Below are 15,325 nucleotides of genomic sequence, written 5' to 3'. Positions count from 1 at the left end.
TCTGCACATGAGCAATCGCACGTTCGTAATCGGCGTAGGTATGACCAAGTTCGAGAAGATCGAGACTCGCGACTGGGAATACCCGGACATGGTGACCGAGGCTGTCACGAACGCACTCACCGACGCCGGGATCGGTTACGACCAGATTCAACGCGCGGCAGTCGGTTACGTGTTCAATGCGTCGACCGCCGGCCAGCGAGCCCTGTACGAAACGGGTCTGTCCGGTATCCCGATCTTCAATGTCAACAACAATTGCGCTACCGGTTCGACGGCGCTGATGATGGCACGCGAGTGGGTCCAGGCCGGCCAGGCCGACTGCGCCTTGGCCGTCGGCTTCGAGAAGATGACCAAGACGGCACTGACCGGAAACGGCGAGATGCCCAAGGTCACCACCTTGGACTCGCAGCTGAAGATCATGGTCGAGGACTACGGATTCGCTCGCTCGCCGATGACCGCGCAGCTGTTCGGCAACGCTGCCGTCGAGCACATGCAGAAATACGGCACCACGGTCGAGCAGATTGCTGCCGTTGCGGTCAAGAACCACAAGCACTCCGTCAACAACCCGTATGCGCAGTTCCGTGACGAGTACACCCTCGAACAAGTGCTCGAGGACAAGATGATTCACGCACCTCTCACACGTTCGCAGTGCTCGCCGACCTCGGACGGCGCCGGAGCGGCAGTAGTCGTGAGTGAGAAGTTCGTCCGCGAACACGGACTCGAGGACCGCGCGATCGAGATCGTCGCGCAGGCAATGGCCACCGACACCGAGGCAGCGTTTGCCGAGAAGTCGATGATCGACGTGGTCGGCGCGCCGATGACGGCCGCCGCCGCCGAGCAGGTTTTTGCCGAAGCAGGCATCACCATCGACGACGTCGACGTCATCGAACTGCACGACTGCTTCGCGATCAACGAGATCATCACTTACGAAGGTCTCGGAATGTGCGCGGCCGGTGAGGGCGGCAAGCTCGTCGAATCCGGAGCCACCACCTACGGCGGCCAGTGGGTCGTCAACCCGTCGGGCGGTCTGATCTCGAAGGGCCACCCGCTGGGTGCCACCGGATTGGCGCAGTGTGCCGAACTGACGTGGCAGCTACGCGGTACCGCAGACGCCCGTCAGGTCGAGGGCGCTCGAATCGGATTGCAGCACAACCTCGGACTGGGCGGCGCGTGCGTCGTGACGGTCTACCGAGCCGGAACTTTGGAGAACTGATGGCTATCGATCTTGCGGTGGCATTGTCCGCCGAACCGACTGTGCGCGAAGCGTCGTGGACCGACCGCGACGTCATGCTCTACCAGCTGGGCCTGGGAGCCGGAGTGAACGCTCTGGACCCCGCCGAGCTCACCTGGGTGTACGAAAAGGGTTTGAAGGTTCTTCCGACCTTTGCCATGGTTGCAGGCCAGGGTATTTCGGCAGGTGTACTGCCCCCCGCCGCGATGAACATGCCCGGCATCGACATCGATCTGCGCAAGATCCTGCACGGCGGACAGTCGCTGACCCTGCACGCGCCGATCCCGTCGACGGGTACCGCGCGCATCTCCACTCGCATTGCCGATGTGTGGGACAAGGGCAAGGCTGCCGTCATCGTGCTCGAAACCGCGGCCGCGGACTCCGACGGTAATCCGTTGTGGACCACGGGAATGCAGATCTGGGCCCGTGGCGAAGGCGGATTCGGTGGAAACGCCGGCCCCGAAGTTGTTGCCGGAGTGCCCGATCGCGCGCCGGACGCCGTGCTCACGTCCGCGACCAGTGCGTCGCAGGCGTTGCTGTACCGCCTCAGCGCAGACATGAACCCACTGCACGCCGATCCCGCATTCGCGAAGATGGCCGGATTCGACGCACCGATCCTGCACGGCCTCGCGTCGTACGGCATCGCCTGCAAGGCCGTCGTCGACGGTGTTCTGGGCGGCGACCCGTCGCGAGTGAAGAACTACTCGGTGCGGTTTGCCGGTTCGCTGTTCCCGGGCGAATCCATCACTACATCGGTGTGGCAGGACGGCAACACCTTGACGCTGGCAGCAACCTGCCCCGAGCGCGCGAACGCACCGGTTCTCACGCACGCCACAATGGAGATCAACTGATGAATCTCGGAACACACCCCACTGCCGCAACACATCCGGGTGGCACCGTGCTGACATCGCCGCCGCAGGACGCACCTATAGACCGGGCAACCGAGGCAGCGCGCAAGCTCATCGACGCGCTACAGCGCACCGATCGGGAGAACGCAAACCTCGATCGAGTTGCCGAGGAACTCAACAGCATCGTCGCTCACCTCGAGCAGCATGCGCCCGAGGTCGAAGAGCGATTGATCGACATGTGGAACGGTGAAGGCGTCACCCGCCACGATCCGGTGACCGGTCGGGAAAATGCCATCGCACCGCCAATAGTTCTCGAGGGACTCGAAGACGGTTCCGTGCAGGGCGTTGTCACCTTGACCTTGCCGTACCAGGGACCTCCCGGCCACGTGCACGGTGGCGTATCGGCGATGCTGCTCGATCACGTTCTCGGTGTCGCCAACGCTTGGGGCGGAACCGCCGGTATGACAGCACAATTGAGCACGCGCTATCACCGTCCGACCCCGTTGTTCGTACCGCTGACCATCAGCGGCAAGTTCATCTCCAAAGAAGGCCGCAAGGTTCACACGGTGGGTGAGATCAGGACTCCCGACGGTGAAGTGTGCGTTTCGGTGGAGGGTCTGTTCATCGACAAGACCATTCCGCGCCCGCGGTAGGGATCTGACCACCCCCCGGTAGGGGATCTGATCAAGGAGGAACCCCTGTGGGGAAGCTCGACGGACGTGTAGCAGTTGTCACCGGCGCCGGCATGGGCATCGGACGCGGTGTGGCAGGTGCCTTCGCGCGTGAAGGCGCGTCGGTGCTGGTTGCCGAGATCGACGAGGCAGCCGGCCTCGAAACTGCCCAGTGGTTGCGCGACGAGTGGGGCGCGGAAGCGGAATTCATCCGCACCGACGTCACCGACAAAGCTCAGGTTGTTGCCATGGTCGACAAGGCCGTCGAGCGGTTCGGACGTCTCGACATTCTGGTCAACAACGCTTGGCGGACTTTCGGTTTCGCTCGACTCGAGAAGATGACAGACGAGCAGTTGCGCGGCGGATTCGACATGGCAGTGATGGCCGCTTTCTGGGCCATGCAGGCTGCGTTGCCGGAACTCGAGCGTCATGGTACGGGCCGAGTGATCAACATGTGCAGTCTCAACGGCGTGAATGCTCACATGTACTCGGTGCAGTACAACGCGGCCAAGGAAGCGCTGCGGACACTGACTCGCACTGCTGCCCGCGAGTGGGCTCCCAGGCAAGTCACTTGCAACGTCATCTGCCCCGGTGCGCAGAGTGCGGCGTACAAGCGCGTCGCCGAAGCCAACCCGGAGAACGCGGCTGTCATGGCGGCGCAGAACCCGATGGGGCGGATTGGCGATCCCCTCGACGACATCGGCCCCGTTGCCGCTTTCCTGGCAAGTGACGACAGCCGCTACGTGACGGGAAATACCCTCTTCGTCGATGGCGGTGGGCACATCAACGGTGTGCAGTGGGCACCTACCGTGGACTGACTTCACCGGACTGACCGCACCCCGGATACACACGTGGCTCGACGCTGATTCAGCGTCGAGCCACTGTGCGTTTGTGGGCCTTGGCCGGTGCCTGTCTCGAGGCCTGACCGAACCATGTCCTTGACAGCGCCTCCTGGCTCGCCGATAGTAGTCAAGCGAACGATCGCTAACCTCTTGATTGCAGGTTGGAGGCTTTCAGGGCGTGCAGTGGCGTCTGCGATCGATCACTCAGGCTATTCTTCCGAGCTGAAAGTACCGGTACAGACATGGAAATTGAGCATTCGACTCTCTTCATCGACGGCGACTGGGCAAAGCCTGCGGCGGGCGGCGTCATTCAGGTAGCTTCACCGGCTACCGAACAGTTGTTTGGCAGTTTTCCGGAATCTTCGACGGCAGATGTCGACTCGGCGGTCGCTGCGGCCGGCCGAGCACTGCGCTCCTCGGAGTGGGCAAACCTCGACGGATCCGAGCGTGCCGCGATTCTCGACAGGTTCGCAGATGCAGTCGAACGGCGATCGGAGGAGCGTGCCACTCTGGTCAGCCGTCAGAACGGTATGCCGATCACACTCGCCCGGTTCGCCGAGGGTGACGCTCCGGTGCAGTTGTTGCGCTACTACTCCGATCTGATCCGTTCGTCGTCGGTCGAAGAAGTTCGTCAGAGCCTTTCCAGCGCCGGTACGACGATCGTTCGCAAGGAACCCGTCGGTGTCGTGGCCGCGATTGCGCCGTGGAACTACCCGGCCATCCTGTCGATGTTCAAGATCGCCCCAGCGCTCGCTGCCGGTTGCACGGTAGTGCTCAAGCCTTCTCCCGAAACGACACTCGACTCCTACCTGTTGGCGGAAGCAGCTGTCGAAGCCGGCTTGCCTGCCGGAGTTCTCAATGTCGTGACCGGCGGCCCAGACATCGGTCAGTACCTGGTTGCCCACCCTGGCGTCTCCAAGGTTGCGTTTACCGGCTCGACGCCCGCGGGTAGGCACATCGGTCGGGTATGCGGTGAACTGCTGCGTCCCGTCACCCTCGAACTGGGCGGAAAGTCGGCCGCGCTGATCCTCGACGATGCCGACATCGAGACAACCGTGGCGGGCCTGGCCACGGCATCCCTGCTGAACAGCGGTCAGACGTGCTACATGTCGACGCGAATTCTTGCGCCGGCGCATCGCTATTCCGAGTTCCTCGACGCGGTGACCGCGATGGCGGCGTCGCTGCCGATCGGTGACCCCGCCGACTCCGATACCTTCGTCGGCCCCTTGGTCAGTGAGCGTCAGTACAAGCGCGTTCTATCGATGATCGATGCTGGAAGTGCCGAGGGTGCAACGGTCACGACCGGCGGCAAGCGTCCGGCTCACCTCGATCGTGGATGGTTCGTGGAGCCGACAGTATTCGGAAATCTGAGTAACGACGCGAACATCGCGAAGGAAGAGGTGTTCGGTCCGGTTCTGACCGTGATTCCCTACAGCGACGAAGCCGACGCTATCGCTTTGGCCAACGATTCCGAGTACGGGCTCGGCGGCACGGTGTGGACTGCCGACCGTGATCGGGGAATCGACGTGGCCCGGAAGGTGGAATCAGGTTCCTTCGGAGTGAATACCTATGGCCTGGACTGGGGTTCGCCGTTCGGTGGGGTCAAGGCCAGCGGTGTCGGCCGTGAATTGGGACCGGAAGGGCTCGCGTCGTACTACAGCCTCAAATCGATCTTCTTGCCGGAGTAGCACTGCTCGAATGCCCCCGGAGTTCCGAACGTACTGTTCGAGACTCCGGGGCGTCGCTGCTGCGGTTGACTATCCGCCGACAGCCGAGATTCCCGCTTTGCGGCCGAAGAAGGTGCCGTCGCCCAAGGATGTTCCGCTGATGTATCCCCAAGAATGCAGGCCGGATGTTGCTCGGCCAGCGGCGAACAGTCCAGGGATAGCCTCACCGTCCAAATTGAGGACGCGGCCGTCGACAGTTGTCCACAATCCGCCGGTCGTGAATACCTCGGCGCCGCCTCCCCCTGATTCTCCAAGCTCGGGAGGCGCCATCCCGCGACGGACATCGATTGCGGCAAAAGGAGATTGGAGCGGACGCAACCATCGCGCGGATTTGTGGAAGTACGGGTCGACTCCATCTGCTGCATGCTTGTTGTACTCGCGGACAGTGGTGACCAACGCTCCGGCGGGCATCCCGATCTCTTTCTCGAGCTCCTCGAGGGTTTCCGCCACGAAATGCGGCTGCACACCCCAACGTTCCACTTCGGGGACTTCTTCGTACGCCTGCTCGTCGAGAATGACCCAGACATCGAGGCCGTGTCGGTACAACGCAGCCTGTCCGACCAAACCGGGATAGACGTCCTCGTTGATGAAACGTTGCCCGACGTTGTTGACGATCATGCCGCGCACCATCATCGCGGGAACCAGCGTGATTCCCACCTGGCCGGCAGACATGTGTTTGACCGCAGCTCCGACTGCTTGAGCGATAACGATGCCTCGGCCGTCGTCACCACCGTCGCTGTTCACCCCCAATCCCACAAGTTGTGGTGCGTGCTGAGCCACCATTTCGGCATTGTCGGCGAAACCACCTGTTGTGAGTACAACTCCGCGTCGCGCGCGGTACGTGACCGTCTTGCCGAAACTACGTGCGCTTACCCCCGCGACGCGATCGCCGTCCATGATGAGGCGGGTGACGTATGTATCGGTGTGTACGCCGATGTCGCGTGCAGCCACCTGTTCGGAGAGTTTTGCCATCAGTACCTTGCCGCCGAAGCCATCGGCGGTGATGCGGTGACCACGCGGAGCTGGTTTGGCGAGTTGGTCGTAAGGCCAGCTGTTTTCGCCCAGCCACATCAAACCGTCATCAGTGGGCGGCACCCACGTCGGAGAATCCCACAACGACGGTTTGAACGGCACGCCGTGGTCGACCAACCACTGGTAATGCTCCAAACTGCCGTGTGCGTAGGCATCGATTTTCTCTTTGTCCGCGTCCGGCCCGAGCGCAGCCATGAGGTAGGTCGCCATGTCTTCGGGAGTATCCGAGAATCCGCACGCCCGCTGAGTTTCGGTGCCGCCGCCGAGATAGATTTCGCCACCGGACAGTGCGGACGATCCGCCGCCACCACTTGCCCGTTCGAGCAGAATCACATCACTGCCGTGATCGGACGCTTCCAACGCCGCCGCTGCGCCCGCGCAGCCGTATCCGACGACGAGGATCTCGGTTTCATGGTCGAACTTCTCTACATCGTGGATATTCAGTGGGGCTACGGGATGGCGTGCGCTCATAGAAGATCTCCAATTCAGTTGTGTTTTTCGCAGGCTACGGATGCCTCCACGTGCTGGTGAAGTAGGTATGCCGTTCAGTGGGAAACCGGGCAAAAGGGGATATCGGTACCAATGCTTGAGTGATTTCTGTGCTCGGCGACGTATCCTGAACCCAGGAAACGAGAGCTCTGCACCGAAGAGACGAGGCTCGGGATGTCCGATTGGGTGAAGAAGATCGAGGCCGAGGCCAAGGGGCTGATAGCCGAGGCAGAAGAAGAGCTGACGGTGTTGGAGGGCGTCGACACCATCGATCCTCTTGCCGAGCAAGATGAAGACACGCCCGCCTCGGATTGAGCCCTAGGCGCGCCGGAGCCCGTCAGAACGGGCAGCTGCTGATTAGTACAGCGTCGACGGCACTGCGCTGACTGACGTCGAGCGGGAATCTGTGAACTGCGTATTTGGCTTCAGCCCAACGCTGCGCATTTTCTCGTCGGTGTCTGAAATATTCAGCTCACGAGCCGGAGTTGGCACAGGTGTCTGCCGTCTTGGCAGACGTTCTTCGGCGCCCTGCGTTGCTCGTGCAGGGGCGCATAGCCTCGGCGAAGAAGGCTCGAGCGTGAGATTTGTTGTGGTCTCGAGTGGGACTGCGTCGGAACTGTTCCCCCACTTGTATCAATTAGTTGTATAGTTTTTTCTCATCATGGGTACCCCCATATCCATGCCTGTTGGTGAGCGGCTGGGAACGAGTAGGGGTGAAGACAATGGGCGATGGTTCGACGGTGTTGGTAGGAAGATTGGTTATCGACCTACCCACGTCCACGGTGACTGCCTGTGCCGCTGCGGCGAGCATTCTCGGCGAAACGTTCGTCGAATCGGTGGAACGATTGGTCAACCAACCCCGGCGTGGTTTGCGCGACGTGCGTCCAGAAGTCGCCGACGCACTCAGTTCGAAGCGATGCAATCACGTAGTCCTGCGGCGGCGAGACGGAATACCGCGGGAGCCGGTAGTGATGGCTGTTGAACCACCCAACGGCCAATCTGCATTGATTGTCGCTCACGTAGTGGATCACAGCAGGGACGAAGACTTGGTCGCCGCGGACCGGGCGGTGCTCGTGGATCTTTTAGCGGATGGTGGCGCAGATGGAGCAGCCAGACTGGTGGGTGCGGTCGCCGAGCGGTATGGCGTAGACGATTACACTGCCTCGGCAATCCTGCGATACAACGCAGAGAGGTCTTTCGGAAAGTCGAATATCACGGTGTGATCGTTGCCTGCCTAGTTTGGTTGCCCGTCTAGCGGGGCATGCGCCCGTTGCTCTTTCGATGGCTTGGTCGCCTCGGAAGCTTCGCCCTGTCCCGGTGCGCCACCTACTCGGCTGCTGTCGATTCCCCTAATTCCCGATCGCAGCTTCGTCGGATGGGGTGCCACTCGGCTCGCCGCGCGTCTGAGCGAGGATGTTCGAAAGGCGCCGGACTTCCTCTTCCAGTATTCCCACAGCGGCAACAAGCGACGATAGTACGGATACGACCGCACCGTCGGCCAAACCTTCGTAGACGTAATCGTCCACAGCTCGGTCGAACTCGCGAGCGATGGCAATACTCATGCTGGAGCCCGACGAGAGCTCTTCACGTAGATCGGCCGCAATCACGAGGTATTCCTTTCGTCAAAAATTAATCCTGGCATCTTAAGTTTAACGTTCCAGGTTCGGGGATGTCGACATTCGATGATATCGAAGGCTCGGCGTTGGGCCATCGTTTTCCCGTTAGGCTCAACCTGGCCTTGGTCTTTCATGCGATATGACGTTGGGGCAGGATGCCGTACCGGTCACCGGAATCATCGCAATGAGCAGAGCGCGAGGTTCGATAGGATAAGACGAGCTTCTCACCTCACATCTAGCCGGAAGAGGGCTGACCGTGGTGTCAACCGAATCGAACGTCATCGCCGAGTTGGCGGCCAGACAACAGATTGTCGAATCGCTGTACTCGTACTGCCGTGCGCTCGATCGAATGGATCGACCGCTGGCCGACAGTGTTTGGCACCCAGGCGGGACTGCTGACTACGGTCCAGGATATCGAGGAAGTGCAACGGGGTTTCTCGATTTCGTGTGGGCTTACCACCTCAGGCTAGAGTCGCATTCCCATATGGTGACCAACACCATCATCTCGGTTGATCTGAATTCGGGCACAGCGAAGAGCGAATCGTATGTCGCCGTGTGGTTGCGGTCGGCACCGTCGCGAGGAACGGTCACTGATGTCTTTCACCGCGGCCGATATGTCGACCAGTGGTCTCTTCGCGAGGGCTTGTGGGCAATCGATCACCGGATCTACGTTGCCGACCTCATGCACGAGACGTCGAATAAAGCGGGACCTGAAACCTGGGGACGCAGGGACACTACAGACCCGAGCTACCAGGTTCTGGGCTGACGCAGCGATATCTCCGGCGCCGGCTCAATTACCTTGAACAAGAAAGTTGACTCGGGTCTTCGCAGGCGTCAACGCGTTGATCGGAGCAACACTGGCGGTCGAACCTGCTTTGCGCGTTGATATTTCGTTACCTCGATAGCGAGCGAACATGTTTTGTTCGCCCGCTGTCGGCGCGCCTGGAAGTAGGAGGGACGAAGGGGCAAGTTGCGCGAAGCTTCGTAACTTGATCTGTTTTCGCTTACCCCCGACCGGGCAGATCGTGACCACCAGCAACCTGCTGGTCGACTGATTCCTACCTGGCATGCACAAGATTTCACGCAGTAGTGATCCGCAAAACGAGCCGGATCACTACTCACATTCCCAGTTCAAGCCGGCTGGTTGGCGTACGGCAGGGAGATACTCAGAGCAAGTGTCTCCCTGCCGGCACACCGCACGTTCTCAGTCGCCGGCTTTCGCAGCATCTCGCCGTGACACCACAGGTTCGGCCAAGTTCTGCTCGATGACGATCTTCTGCACTCGATCAATCGCCTCGGCGAAGCCGGGGCCGAGCCGTTTGCCGGGGGTGAACGTTGCGGGCATGTTCACCAGTCCATTAATCTGCCCTACGGACTCGTAGTGCACAACCTTGTCTGGATCGACGGTGAAGTCGGGCATGCGCTCGAGTACTGCGGCGATCATCCGCTTGAAGAGGACGCGGGCGACGTTCGAGCCGATGCAGCGGTGGATGCCAAGTCCGAACGCAGCGTGACGGTTTGCGCCGCGGTCGAAATCGACCTCGTCGGGGTTCGGGAACACATCAGGTGAGCGGTTTGCCATCGCCCATGAGATCCAAAGGCGTTCACCTTCTTTGAACTCGACGCCGTTGATCTCGACATCCTGGCTGAAGGTGCGTGCGTCGCCTTGTGCAGGCGTGAAGTAGCGGAGGAATTCTTCCGTCGCCGCGTCGAGAAGTGTATCGATCTCTTTGATGAGGCGAGTCCGCTCCGCCGGATGCTGGGACAACCACAGGATCGACTGACCGGTCAGTGCGGTGGTGGTATCGAAGCCGCCACCCACCAGCAGCATCGCGGTGCCCGTGACCTCCTGGTCGGTGAGGAGCTTGCCCACAACGGTTGTCTTCACGAGAGCGTTCATCAGGCCTGGTCGGGGATTTGCGCGCACCTCGGGCACCGCTGCGGTCAGGGCGGCGCGGCTGTCCATGGCCATTTTCGTCACCCGTTCGTGGTCGGGCGACCCTGGCGGCGTGTACATCAGCGCGTGAGCGGGCTCGTTGTGAATTTCCCAGTCGGTGAGCGGTAGGCCCAACATGCCCATGGTGACGACAGCCGGGACGACATTCGCGAGGTCGTGAACGAAATCGATACTGCCGCTTTCGATCTTGTCGTCGATGCACGCATGAACGAGTTCGTCGATGACCGGAATCCACCGTACGACGGCAGCGGGCGACAGATAGGGATTGAGCGTCTTGCGGAAGTCGGTCTGTTCCGGCGGATCCAGTTCGAGGAATGACGGTGTGTCGTATGGGCCGTAGTCGTACGCCGGGATGGAGATACCCTTGTATCCGTTCTTGCTGCCGTCGGCGTCCCGGAAGTTGGTCACCGCGTCGGATCTGCGAGCGAGTGCGAAGACTTCGTCCATTCCGCTGGCCACCCAGTGGTCTTCGTATGAATCGGTCCACGCGATCGGGCATTTCGCATGAAGTTCGTGTGTCTTCTCCGCGAACTCGTTGCGAAAGTTCGGCCCGTGGCGTTCATAGTCGATCGGGCATTTCTTCAGGTCTTCGACATTGCGAACATCGTCTGCTGTCATGATTACTCCGGATGCAGTCAAGGCGCTCTTAGCCAGCGCCAGAGGATATTACGGTTCAGGATTCCTGAATTGCATGCTCGAGAACCTCGACGATTGCGCGCTCCGGGCATGAAAGCATAGCCTCGCGTGCCACGCCCTCGAGTTCGGCGGGGACGTCACCGTCGATCGCGTAGGCATGACCGTCTTCGTCCCGGAGCTGAAAGAGGTCAGGCGCGACCATCGAGCAGATCGTGTGCCCCTGACAAATGTCCTGGTCGACATGGATTTTCATGGTGCATTCTCCTTCGGAGCTGTCGGTGGGTGTTTACGGGTGGAAGGAATGCATCTTGAGGTAACCGCCTGCGTCGACCCGCATCTGTGTGCCGGTGACGTAGCGTGCTTCGTCCGAGGCGAGGTACAGGACTGCGTTGCTGATGTCGACGGGTTCGACCCACGGAATCGGCATTGCCTGCTGAACATGGAAGGGGCCGACAGCATCGTCGAGAGTCGGGCTCTCGAGATCCGGACGGAAAATCTTGTACATGGCCTCGCTCTGCAGCATGCCGGTGTTGCAGTTCGTCGGATGGACGATGTTCGCGCGAATCATCTGCGGTGCGAGAGCACGCGCGATTTCGTGAATGTACTGCGAGAGCATCATTTTCGCGACCGTGTAACCGGAGCCGCCCGGATCTGCGCCGGGATTCTCCACGACATCGTTGGGCATGAACGCTGCAGTCGATCCGGTCGCGATGATCGACGCACCAGCCTTCAGATGCGGCAACGCCTCGTGGATCGCATTCTGCGCACCCATCAGGTTGACGCCGATGACATCGAGCCAGCCTTGCATGTTCGGGCCCCCCAACATCGGGGCGATACCGGCGTTGGCGACGACGATATCGAGCTTGCCGAATTCCGAGATCCCCTGATCGAGTGCGGAACGCAGCTGCGGCGCCTCACGCACATCGGCTTCGACAGCGACGATACGGCGGCCCTGCGCCTCGACCAGACGGACGGTCTCCTTCAGGTCCTCGGGTGTCCCCAGCGGATAGGAGTTCGTCTCGATGTTGCGGCACAGATCGACCGCAATGATGTCCGCGCCCTCCTCGGCAAGCCGCACCGCGTGACTGCGTCCCTGTCCGCGGGCTGCGCCCGTAATGAATGCGACCTTACCTTCAACTCTGCCCATCGAAGTTTCCTCTCGAGTGAATCTCAATGTTGTTCAATACGTGGATATCTGAAATATCAGGCAAAGAATCAGGCGGGACGGTCGATGCCGTTCTGCTTAGTCACCGAACGGTGGTGATTCCACATCTGGTCGTTGATCTGGATGGAGCTGGCTCGCGTACCGTTGGCCACCCGCTTGTGCCCACCCGACTCCGCGCTCCGCGCACAACTGGAACCTCATAGAGACACCACCCACGACCAGTCCGTCAGCGCCGATGCATCAGGTAGCGCTCGTTGACTCCATTCCTAACGTATTATACTTCGTATACTCAGTGATCTCGACCACATGAACTCTAGGTCCTGTTGCCGAGTGGCGCAAGTCCCATTTCGTCCACTCTTAGGTTTGCCGGCGGGCAGCTGGAAAATCCATGCATGCAAAGGGTTTCGATACGCCATTGTTCGTGTGCCGCTGGCGGTCGGGCCGCGAGCAGATCGCCTGTTCGTATCGGGGTGGCTTCGCCGGTACCTGGTCGTACCTGCTGAGGATCTACGACGGCGTTGGCTGCTGATCTGGCGCGGAAAATAGCAGAGTGACGACCGCTGGTTGTAGACCGAGGTACAGCGGGCGTAGCAGTTGCTACAGCTGGGTACGGGCGCAAGTGAAGGTAGACCCCGCCCAATGGCTGCGGATAGCGGGCGTCAGGTTGCCTGGGGGAGGATCTCGATGAGATTGCAGCGCACGAACTTGAAGTCATGGCCCATTGCAGGCGCCGCGAGGGATGCGGCAGAAGTATCTTTCGGCAACGGATTTGCCTGGTCCGGAGATATCCGTTCGCCAATGGCTGCGAGTTCTACGTGAGGGCCGAAAGACGGCCACAGTCGTGAGGGGCGGCGAGTGTATCGCCACCCCTCACGACTGAAGGAGATGGAAGGACTCAGGTGCAGTGCACATCTCGGTGAAGTAGTCCGGCTGGCGATGCCAGAGTCGAACGCTGCGCTTGGACTGCGGGACGTTGGAATGAGATTTCCGCGGGGAACGATTCGCCAGCGCACGCGACCGCAACTTCAGTGGAGTATGTCTCGAACCTGGGCATTCAAGTGATCGGCCGGCATTATCGAGCGCGCCACCCCCATGTGTTTCTTCCAATGGGCTATCGCACCGGCTTCGTCACGTGCACGTAGAAGTTTGATCAGTCGCCGCTGTGACCGTACGAACAATTTGTAGTTTGCCTGGTAAGTCTCGACGTCATTGCGGCTGCGTTCGAGAGCGACAGAAACGGTGTGGCGTTCTACGATCTCGTGAAGCATGCCGGCGGTCAGTGCAAGGGTGGCATTTCCTGAAAGTTGAACCATCAGGAGGTGGAAACGTGCAGCAGCGCTGCCGAAGTCGTCGGCCGCGTATCCAGCGGGGATGTCCTCGTCGACGAATCGCTCGAGTTCGTCGAACGCAGCCTCCGTCCCGTTTGCCGCAAGAAGTCCGGCTGCGGCGGGCTCGATAGCTTCGCGCGCGACGAGAACATCGGAAACCGTTGCCCCAGAGAGTTCGAGGAGTAATGACGCGGGGCGTGCCACTACCTCTGGTCCCGGCACACAGACCCGGGCGCCGGTACGAGATCCGCGACGGACCTCGACGAGACGTTCAGCTTCGAGAACTCGTACGGCTTCGCGCAGAGTCGGTCGACTGACCGAGAAGTGTTCCATCAGTTCTGCTTCGTGGGGCAGATGATCGCCGTCGACCAATTTGCCTTCGACGATCATTCGACGTAGCTTGCCGGCGACGAGTTCGGCCGTCTTCGGCGTACGGACCGGCCGCCCTGTGGTGCTGAGTAGGTTGAAAGCCGGAGCCTCGGTCATGTCAGTCACTGGTCTACCTTGTCTTTGGTCTGGAGCAACTTCATACACCTAGTAAAGCACCCCGTAGTGCCTGATCGGGCAAGGTTCGCCAGCGGATGACGATGAGATCGATTACTGCTGGGGATTTAGGGTTTACGAGGCAGTCTCAGCAGTATATTTTTCGAGAAATGTAACTATGTTGTGAAGTAATCGGACGCAGGTGCTCGTACTACAGGCCCGCGACCGCGCTCTGTCGAGGTCGGCGCTCTGTCTTGCCCGATTCAGCTAACTGCACGCGTCGGCGGGTGATTGCACACATTTCACCAGGTCTGGGGTGACAGTCGGTTGGCGAGGTACCCATTGAGTTGGGCAAGATTCCTTTCAACCTGTGATACCTGTATGCACGCGACGCACTCTCTCGGAGACGGTTTGGCAGACAGTCACTGCGTCTCTGCTCGCCGTCGTGCAGATGCTGAACGAGTACTGATCGGATAGTTCCGCCGAAATCTATTTTATTGCAGTACTATTCGGTTTAGTTAGGTCGAATTGCCGCGCATGAGTCGATCCTGGTGCCGCGTCTCGAACGAGGCCTAACTTCGCTGCACTGTCTCGTGAGTGCAGCATCGCCGAAATATATCGCGCCACCAAATCAAGTATGTCCAGGCGCCACCGACCGTGAAAACCTCGGAGGGGTAGGTCTGGGCAGAGAATGGAGATTGTATGTTCCCCCCTTTTCAGGTGATCGAATGAAGGCTGCAGATCAGTACCACGTCGCTATCGTCACTGATGATCCAGAAGCAAAGATGCTCGAGCTCTCGGAACTCTTCGGATACACGTGGGGCGACATGATGGGAGGCCCGACGACGGTTACCGTACCGAGCGGAGATTCGACCGTCGATACGACCGTCGATCTCAAAGCCTGGTATTCACTGTCCGAACCGCGAATCGAGATTGTTCAGAGCGTTCCAGGCTCCGTGTGGACTCCCACTGAGGGGTCTGGCATTCACCATCTGGGCTATTGGGTGGACGATGTCAGCGCGGCGTCTGCCGAGTTGACGCGTCGAGGCTACGCAGTCGAGGCAGTCGGCAACTGGCCGGACGGTACTGCGTATTGGGCCTACCACTGCAGCTCGTCCGGTCCACGCATCGAGATTGTCAGCCGGAATCTCAAGCCTGTGCTGGACCGCTATTTCGAGACCGGGAAGTTGTCGTCCTAGTTCGGAAAGTCACCGACGTGTGCGAGGTTCACAACTTCGCACACGTCGGTTGTTTACGCCCGAACGCCAGGTTTGAGGCCGCCGAAAATCGACTCGACTGGGCG

General features: G+C 60.3%; 15 protein-coding genes. 9 read left to right on the top strand and 6 right to left on the bottom strand.

Annotated elements, in window-relative coordinates; all coding sequences use genetic code 11:
• Positions 1-7: 7 nt before the first annotated feature.
• From ACFRFQ_RS04900 to ACFRFQ_RS04880, 5 genes are all read left to right on the top strand, one after another.
• The gene (locus ACFRFQ_RS04900) at positions 8-1,210 is read left to right on the top strand and encodes a lipid-transfer protein (protein WP_378653786.1); all 1,203 of its coding nucleotides are present in this window, start codon (positions 8-10) and stop codon (positions 1,208-1,210) included.
• Entirely contained in the window at positions 1,210-2,079 is an 870-nt protein-coding gene (locus ACFRFQ_RS04895) for a MaoC/PaaZ C-terminal domain-containing protein (protein ID WP_378653784.1), read from the top strand. The genes ACFRFQ_RS04900 and ACFRFQ_RS04895 overlap by 1 nt, the downstream gene beginning before the upstream one ends.
• Positions 2,079-2,729, top strand: coding sequence for a PaaI family thioesterase (locus ACFRFQ_RS04890; protein WP_138870444.1), 651 nt, complete (start codon positions 2,079-2,081; stop codon positions 2,727-2,729). The genes ACFRFQ_RS04895 and ACFRFQ_RS04890 overlap by 1 nt, the downstream gene beginning before the upstream one ends.
• A gap of 47 nt (positions 2,730-2,776) precedes the next feature.
• On the top strand, positions 2,777-3,565 hold the full coding sequence (locus ACFRFQ_RS04885; RefSeq protein ID WP_378653781.1) for an SDR family NAD(P)-dependent oxidoreductase: 789 nt from the start codon (positions 2,777-2,779) through the stop codon (positions 3,563-3,565).
• A 266-nt stretch (positions 3,566-3,831) separates the two neighbouring features.
• The gene (locus ACFRFQ_RS04880) at positions 3,832-5,277 is read left to right on the top strand and encodes an aldehyde dehydrogenase (RefSeq protein WP_378653778.1); all 1,446 of its coding nucleotides are present in this window, start codon (positions 3,832-3,834) and stop codon (positions 5,275-5,277) included.
• A 69-nt stretch (positions 5,278-5,346) separates the two neighbouring features.
• Here the strand turns inward: ACFRFQ_RS04880 and ACFRFQ_RS04875 are convergent, their stop codons facing one another.
• On the bottom strand, positions 5,347-6,819 hold the full coding sequence (locus ACFRFQ_RS04875; protein WP_378653775.1) for an FAD-dependent oxidoreductase: 1,473 nt from the start codon (positions 6,817-6,819) through the stop codon (positions 5,347-5,349).
• Positions 6,820-7,011: 192 nt separating this feature from the next.
• Between ACFRFQ_RS04875 and ACFRFQ_RS04870 the strand changes: the two genes are divergently transcribed.
• Both ACFRFQ_RS04870 and ACFRFQ_RS04865 read left to right on the top strand, forming a co-directional pair.
• The gene (locus tag ACFRFQ_RS04870) at positions 7,012-7,152 is read left to right on the top strand and encodes a hypothetical protein (RefSeq protein WP_378653772.1); all 141 of its coding nucleotides are present in this window, start codon (positions 7,012-7,014) and stop codon (positions 7,150-7,152) included.
• 407 nt (positions 7,153-7,559) lie between these two features.
• Positions 7,560-8,060, top strand: a complete 501-nt coding sequence (locus ACFRFQ_RS04865; protein ID WP_378653770.1) for a hypothetical protein — start codon at positions 7,560-7,562, stop codon at positions 8,058-8,060.
• A gap of 126 nt (positions 8,061-8,186) precedes the next feature.
• Here ACFRFQ_RS04865 and ACFRFQ_RS04860 read toward each other — a convergent pair whose 3' ends face one another.
• Positions 8,187-8,444: a hypothetical protein gene (locus tag ACFRFQ_RS04860; protein WP_378653767.1), complete on the bottom strand. Its 258-nt coding sequence runs from the start codon at positions 8,442-8,444 to the stop codon at positions 8,187-8,189.
• Between the two features lie 265 nt (positions 8,445-8,709).
• Between ACFRFQ_RS04860 and ACFRFQ_RS04855 the strand changes: the two genes are divergently transcribed.
• A complete protein-coding gene (locus ACFRFQ_RS04855) occupies positions 8,710-9,219 on the top strand; it encodes a nuclear transport factor 2 family protein (protein ID WP_378653765.1) in 510 nt (169 codons plus the stop codon).
• Between the two features lie 438 nt (positions 9,220-9,657).
• Here the strand turns inward: ACFRFQ_RS04855 and ACFRFQ_RS04850 are convergent, their stop codons facing one another.
• The 4 genes from ACFRFQ_RS04850 to ACFRFQ_RS04835 form a co-directional block, all read right to left on the bottom strand.
• The gene (locus tag ACFRFQ_RS04850; RefSeq protein ID WP_378653762.1) at positions 9,658-11,028 is read right to left on the bottom strand and encodes a cytochrome P450; all 1,371 of its coding nucleotides are present in this window, start codon (positions 11,026-11,028) and stop codon (positions 9,658-9,660) included.
• Between the two features lie 55 nt (positions 11,029-11,083).
• The gene (locus tag ACFRFQ_RS04845; RefSeq protein WP_378653759.1) at positions 11,084-11,299 is read right to left on the bottom strand and encodes a ferredoxin; all 216 of its coding nucleotides are present in this window, start codon (positions 11,297-11,299) and stop codon (positions 11,084-11,086) included.
• Between the two features lie 33 nt (positions 11,300-11,332).
• Positions 11,333-12,193, bottom strand: coding sequence for a mycofactocin-coupled SDR family oxidoreductase (locus ACFRFQ_RS04840; RefSeq protein WP_378653728.1), 861 nt, complete (start codon positions 12,191-12,193; stop codon positions 11,333-11,335).
• A 1,043-nt stretch (positions 12,194-13,236) separates the two neighbouring features.
• Positions 13,237-14,025, bottom strand: a complete 789-nt coding sequence (locus tag ACFRFQ_RS04835) for a FadR/GntR family transcriptional regulator (RefSeq protein ID WP_378655046.1) — start codon at positions 14,023-14,025, stop codon at positions 13,237-13,239.
• 725 nt (positions 14,026-14,750) lie between these two features.
• Here ACFRFQ_RS04835 and ACFRFQ_RS04830 point away from each other — a divergent pair.
• Complete coding sequence (locus tag ACFRFQ_RS04830; RefSeq protein ID WP_378653756.1) at positions 14,751-15,221, top strand: VOC family protein; 471 nt, start codon at positions 14,751-14,753, stop codon at positions 15,219-15,221.
• The last annotated feature ends 104 nt before the right edge of the window (positions 15,222-15,325 follow it).

Origin of the sequence: Rhodococcus sp. NPDC056743, from assembly GCF_042790355.1 — a bacterium.
In the GTDB taxonomy this organism is placed as follows: Bacteria; Actinomycetota; Actinomycetes; order Mycobacteriales; family Mycobacteriaceae; genus Rhodococcus_F.
The sequence above is the reverse complement of the archived record's forward strand: the minus strand, read 5'-3'. Positions and strand labels throughout refer to the sequence as shown.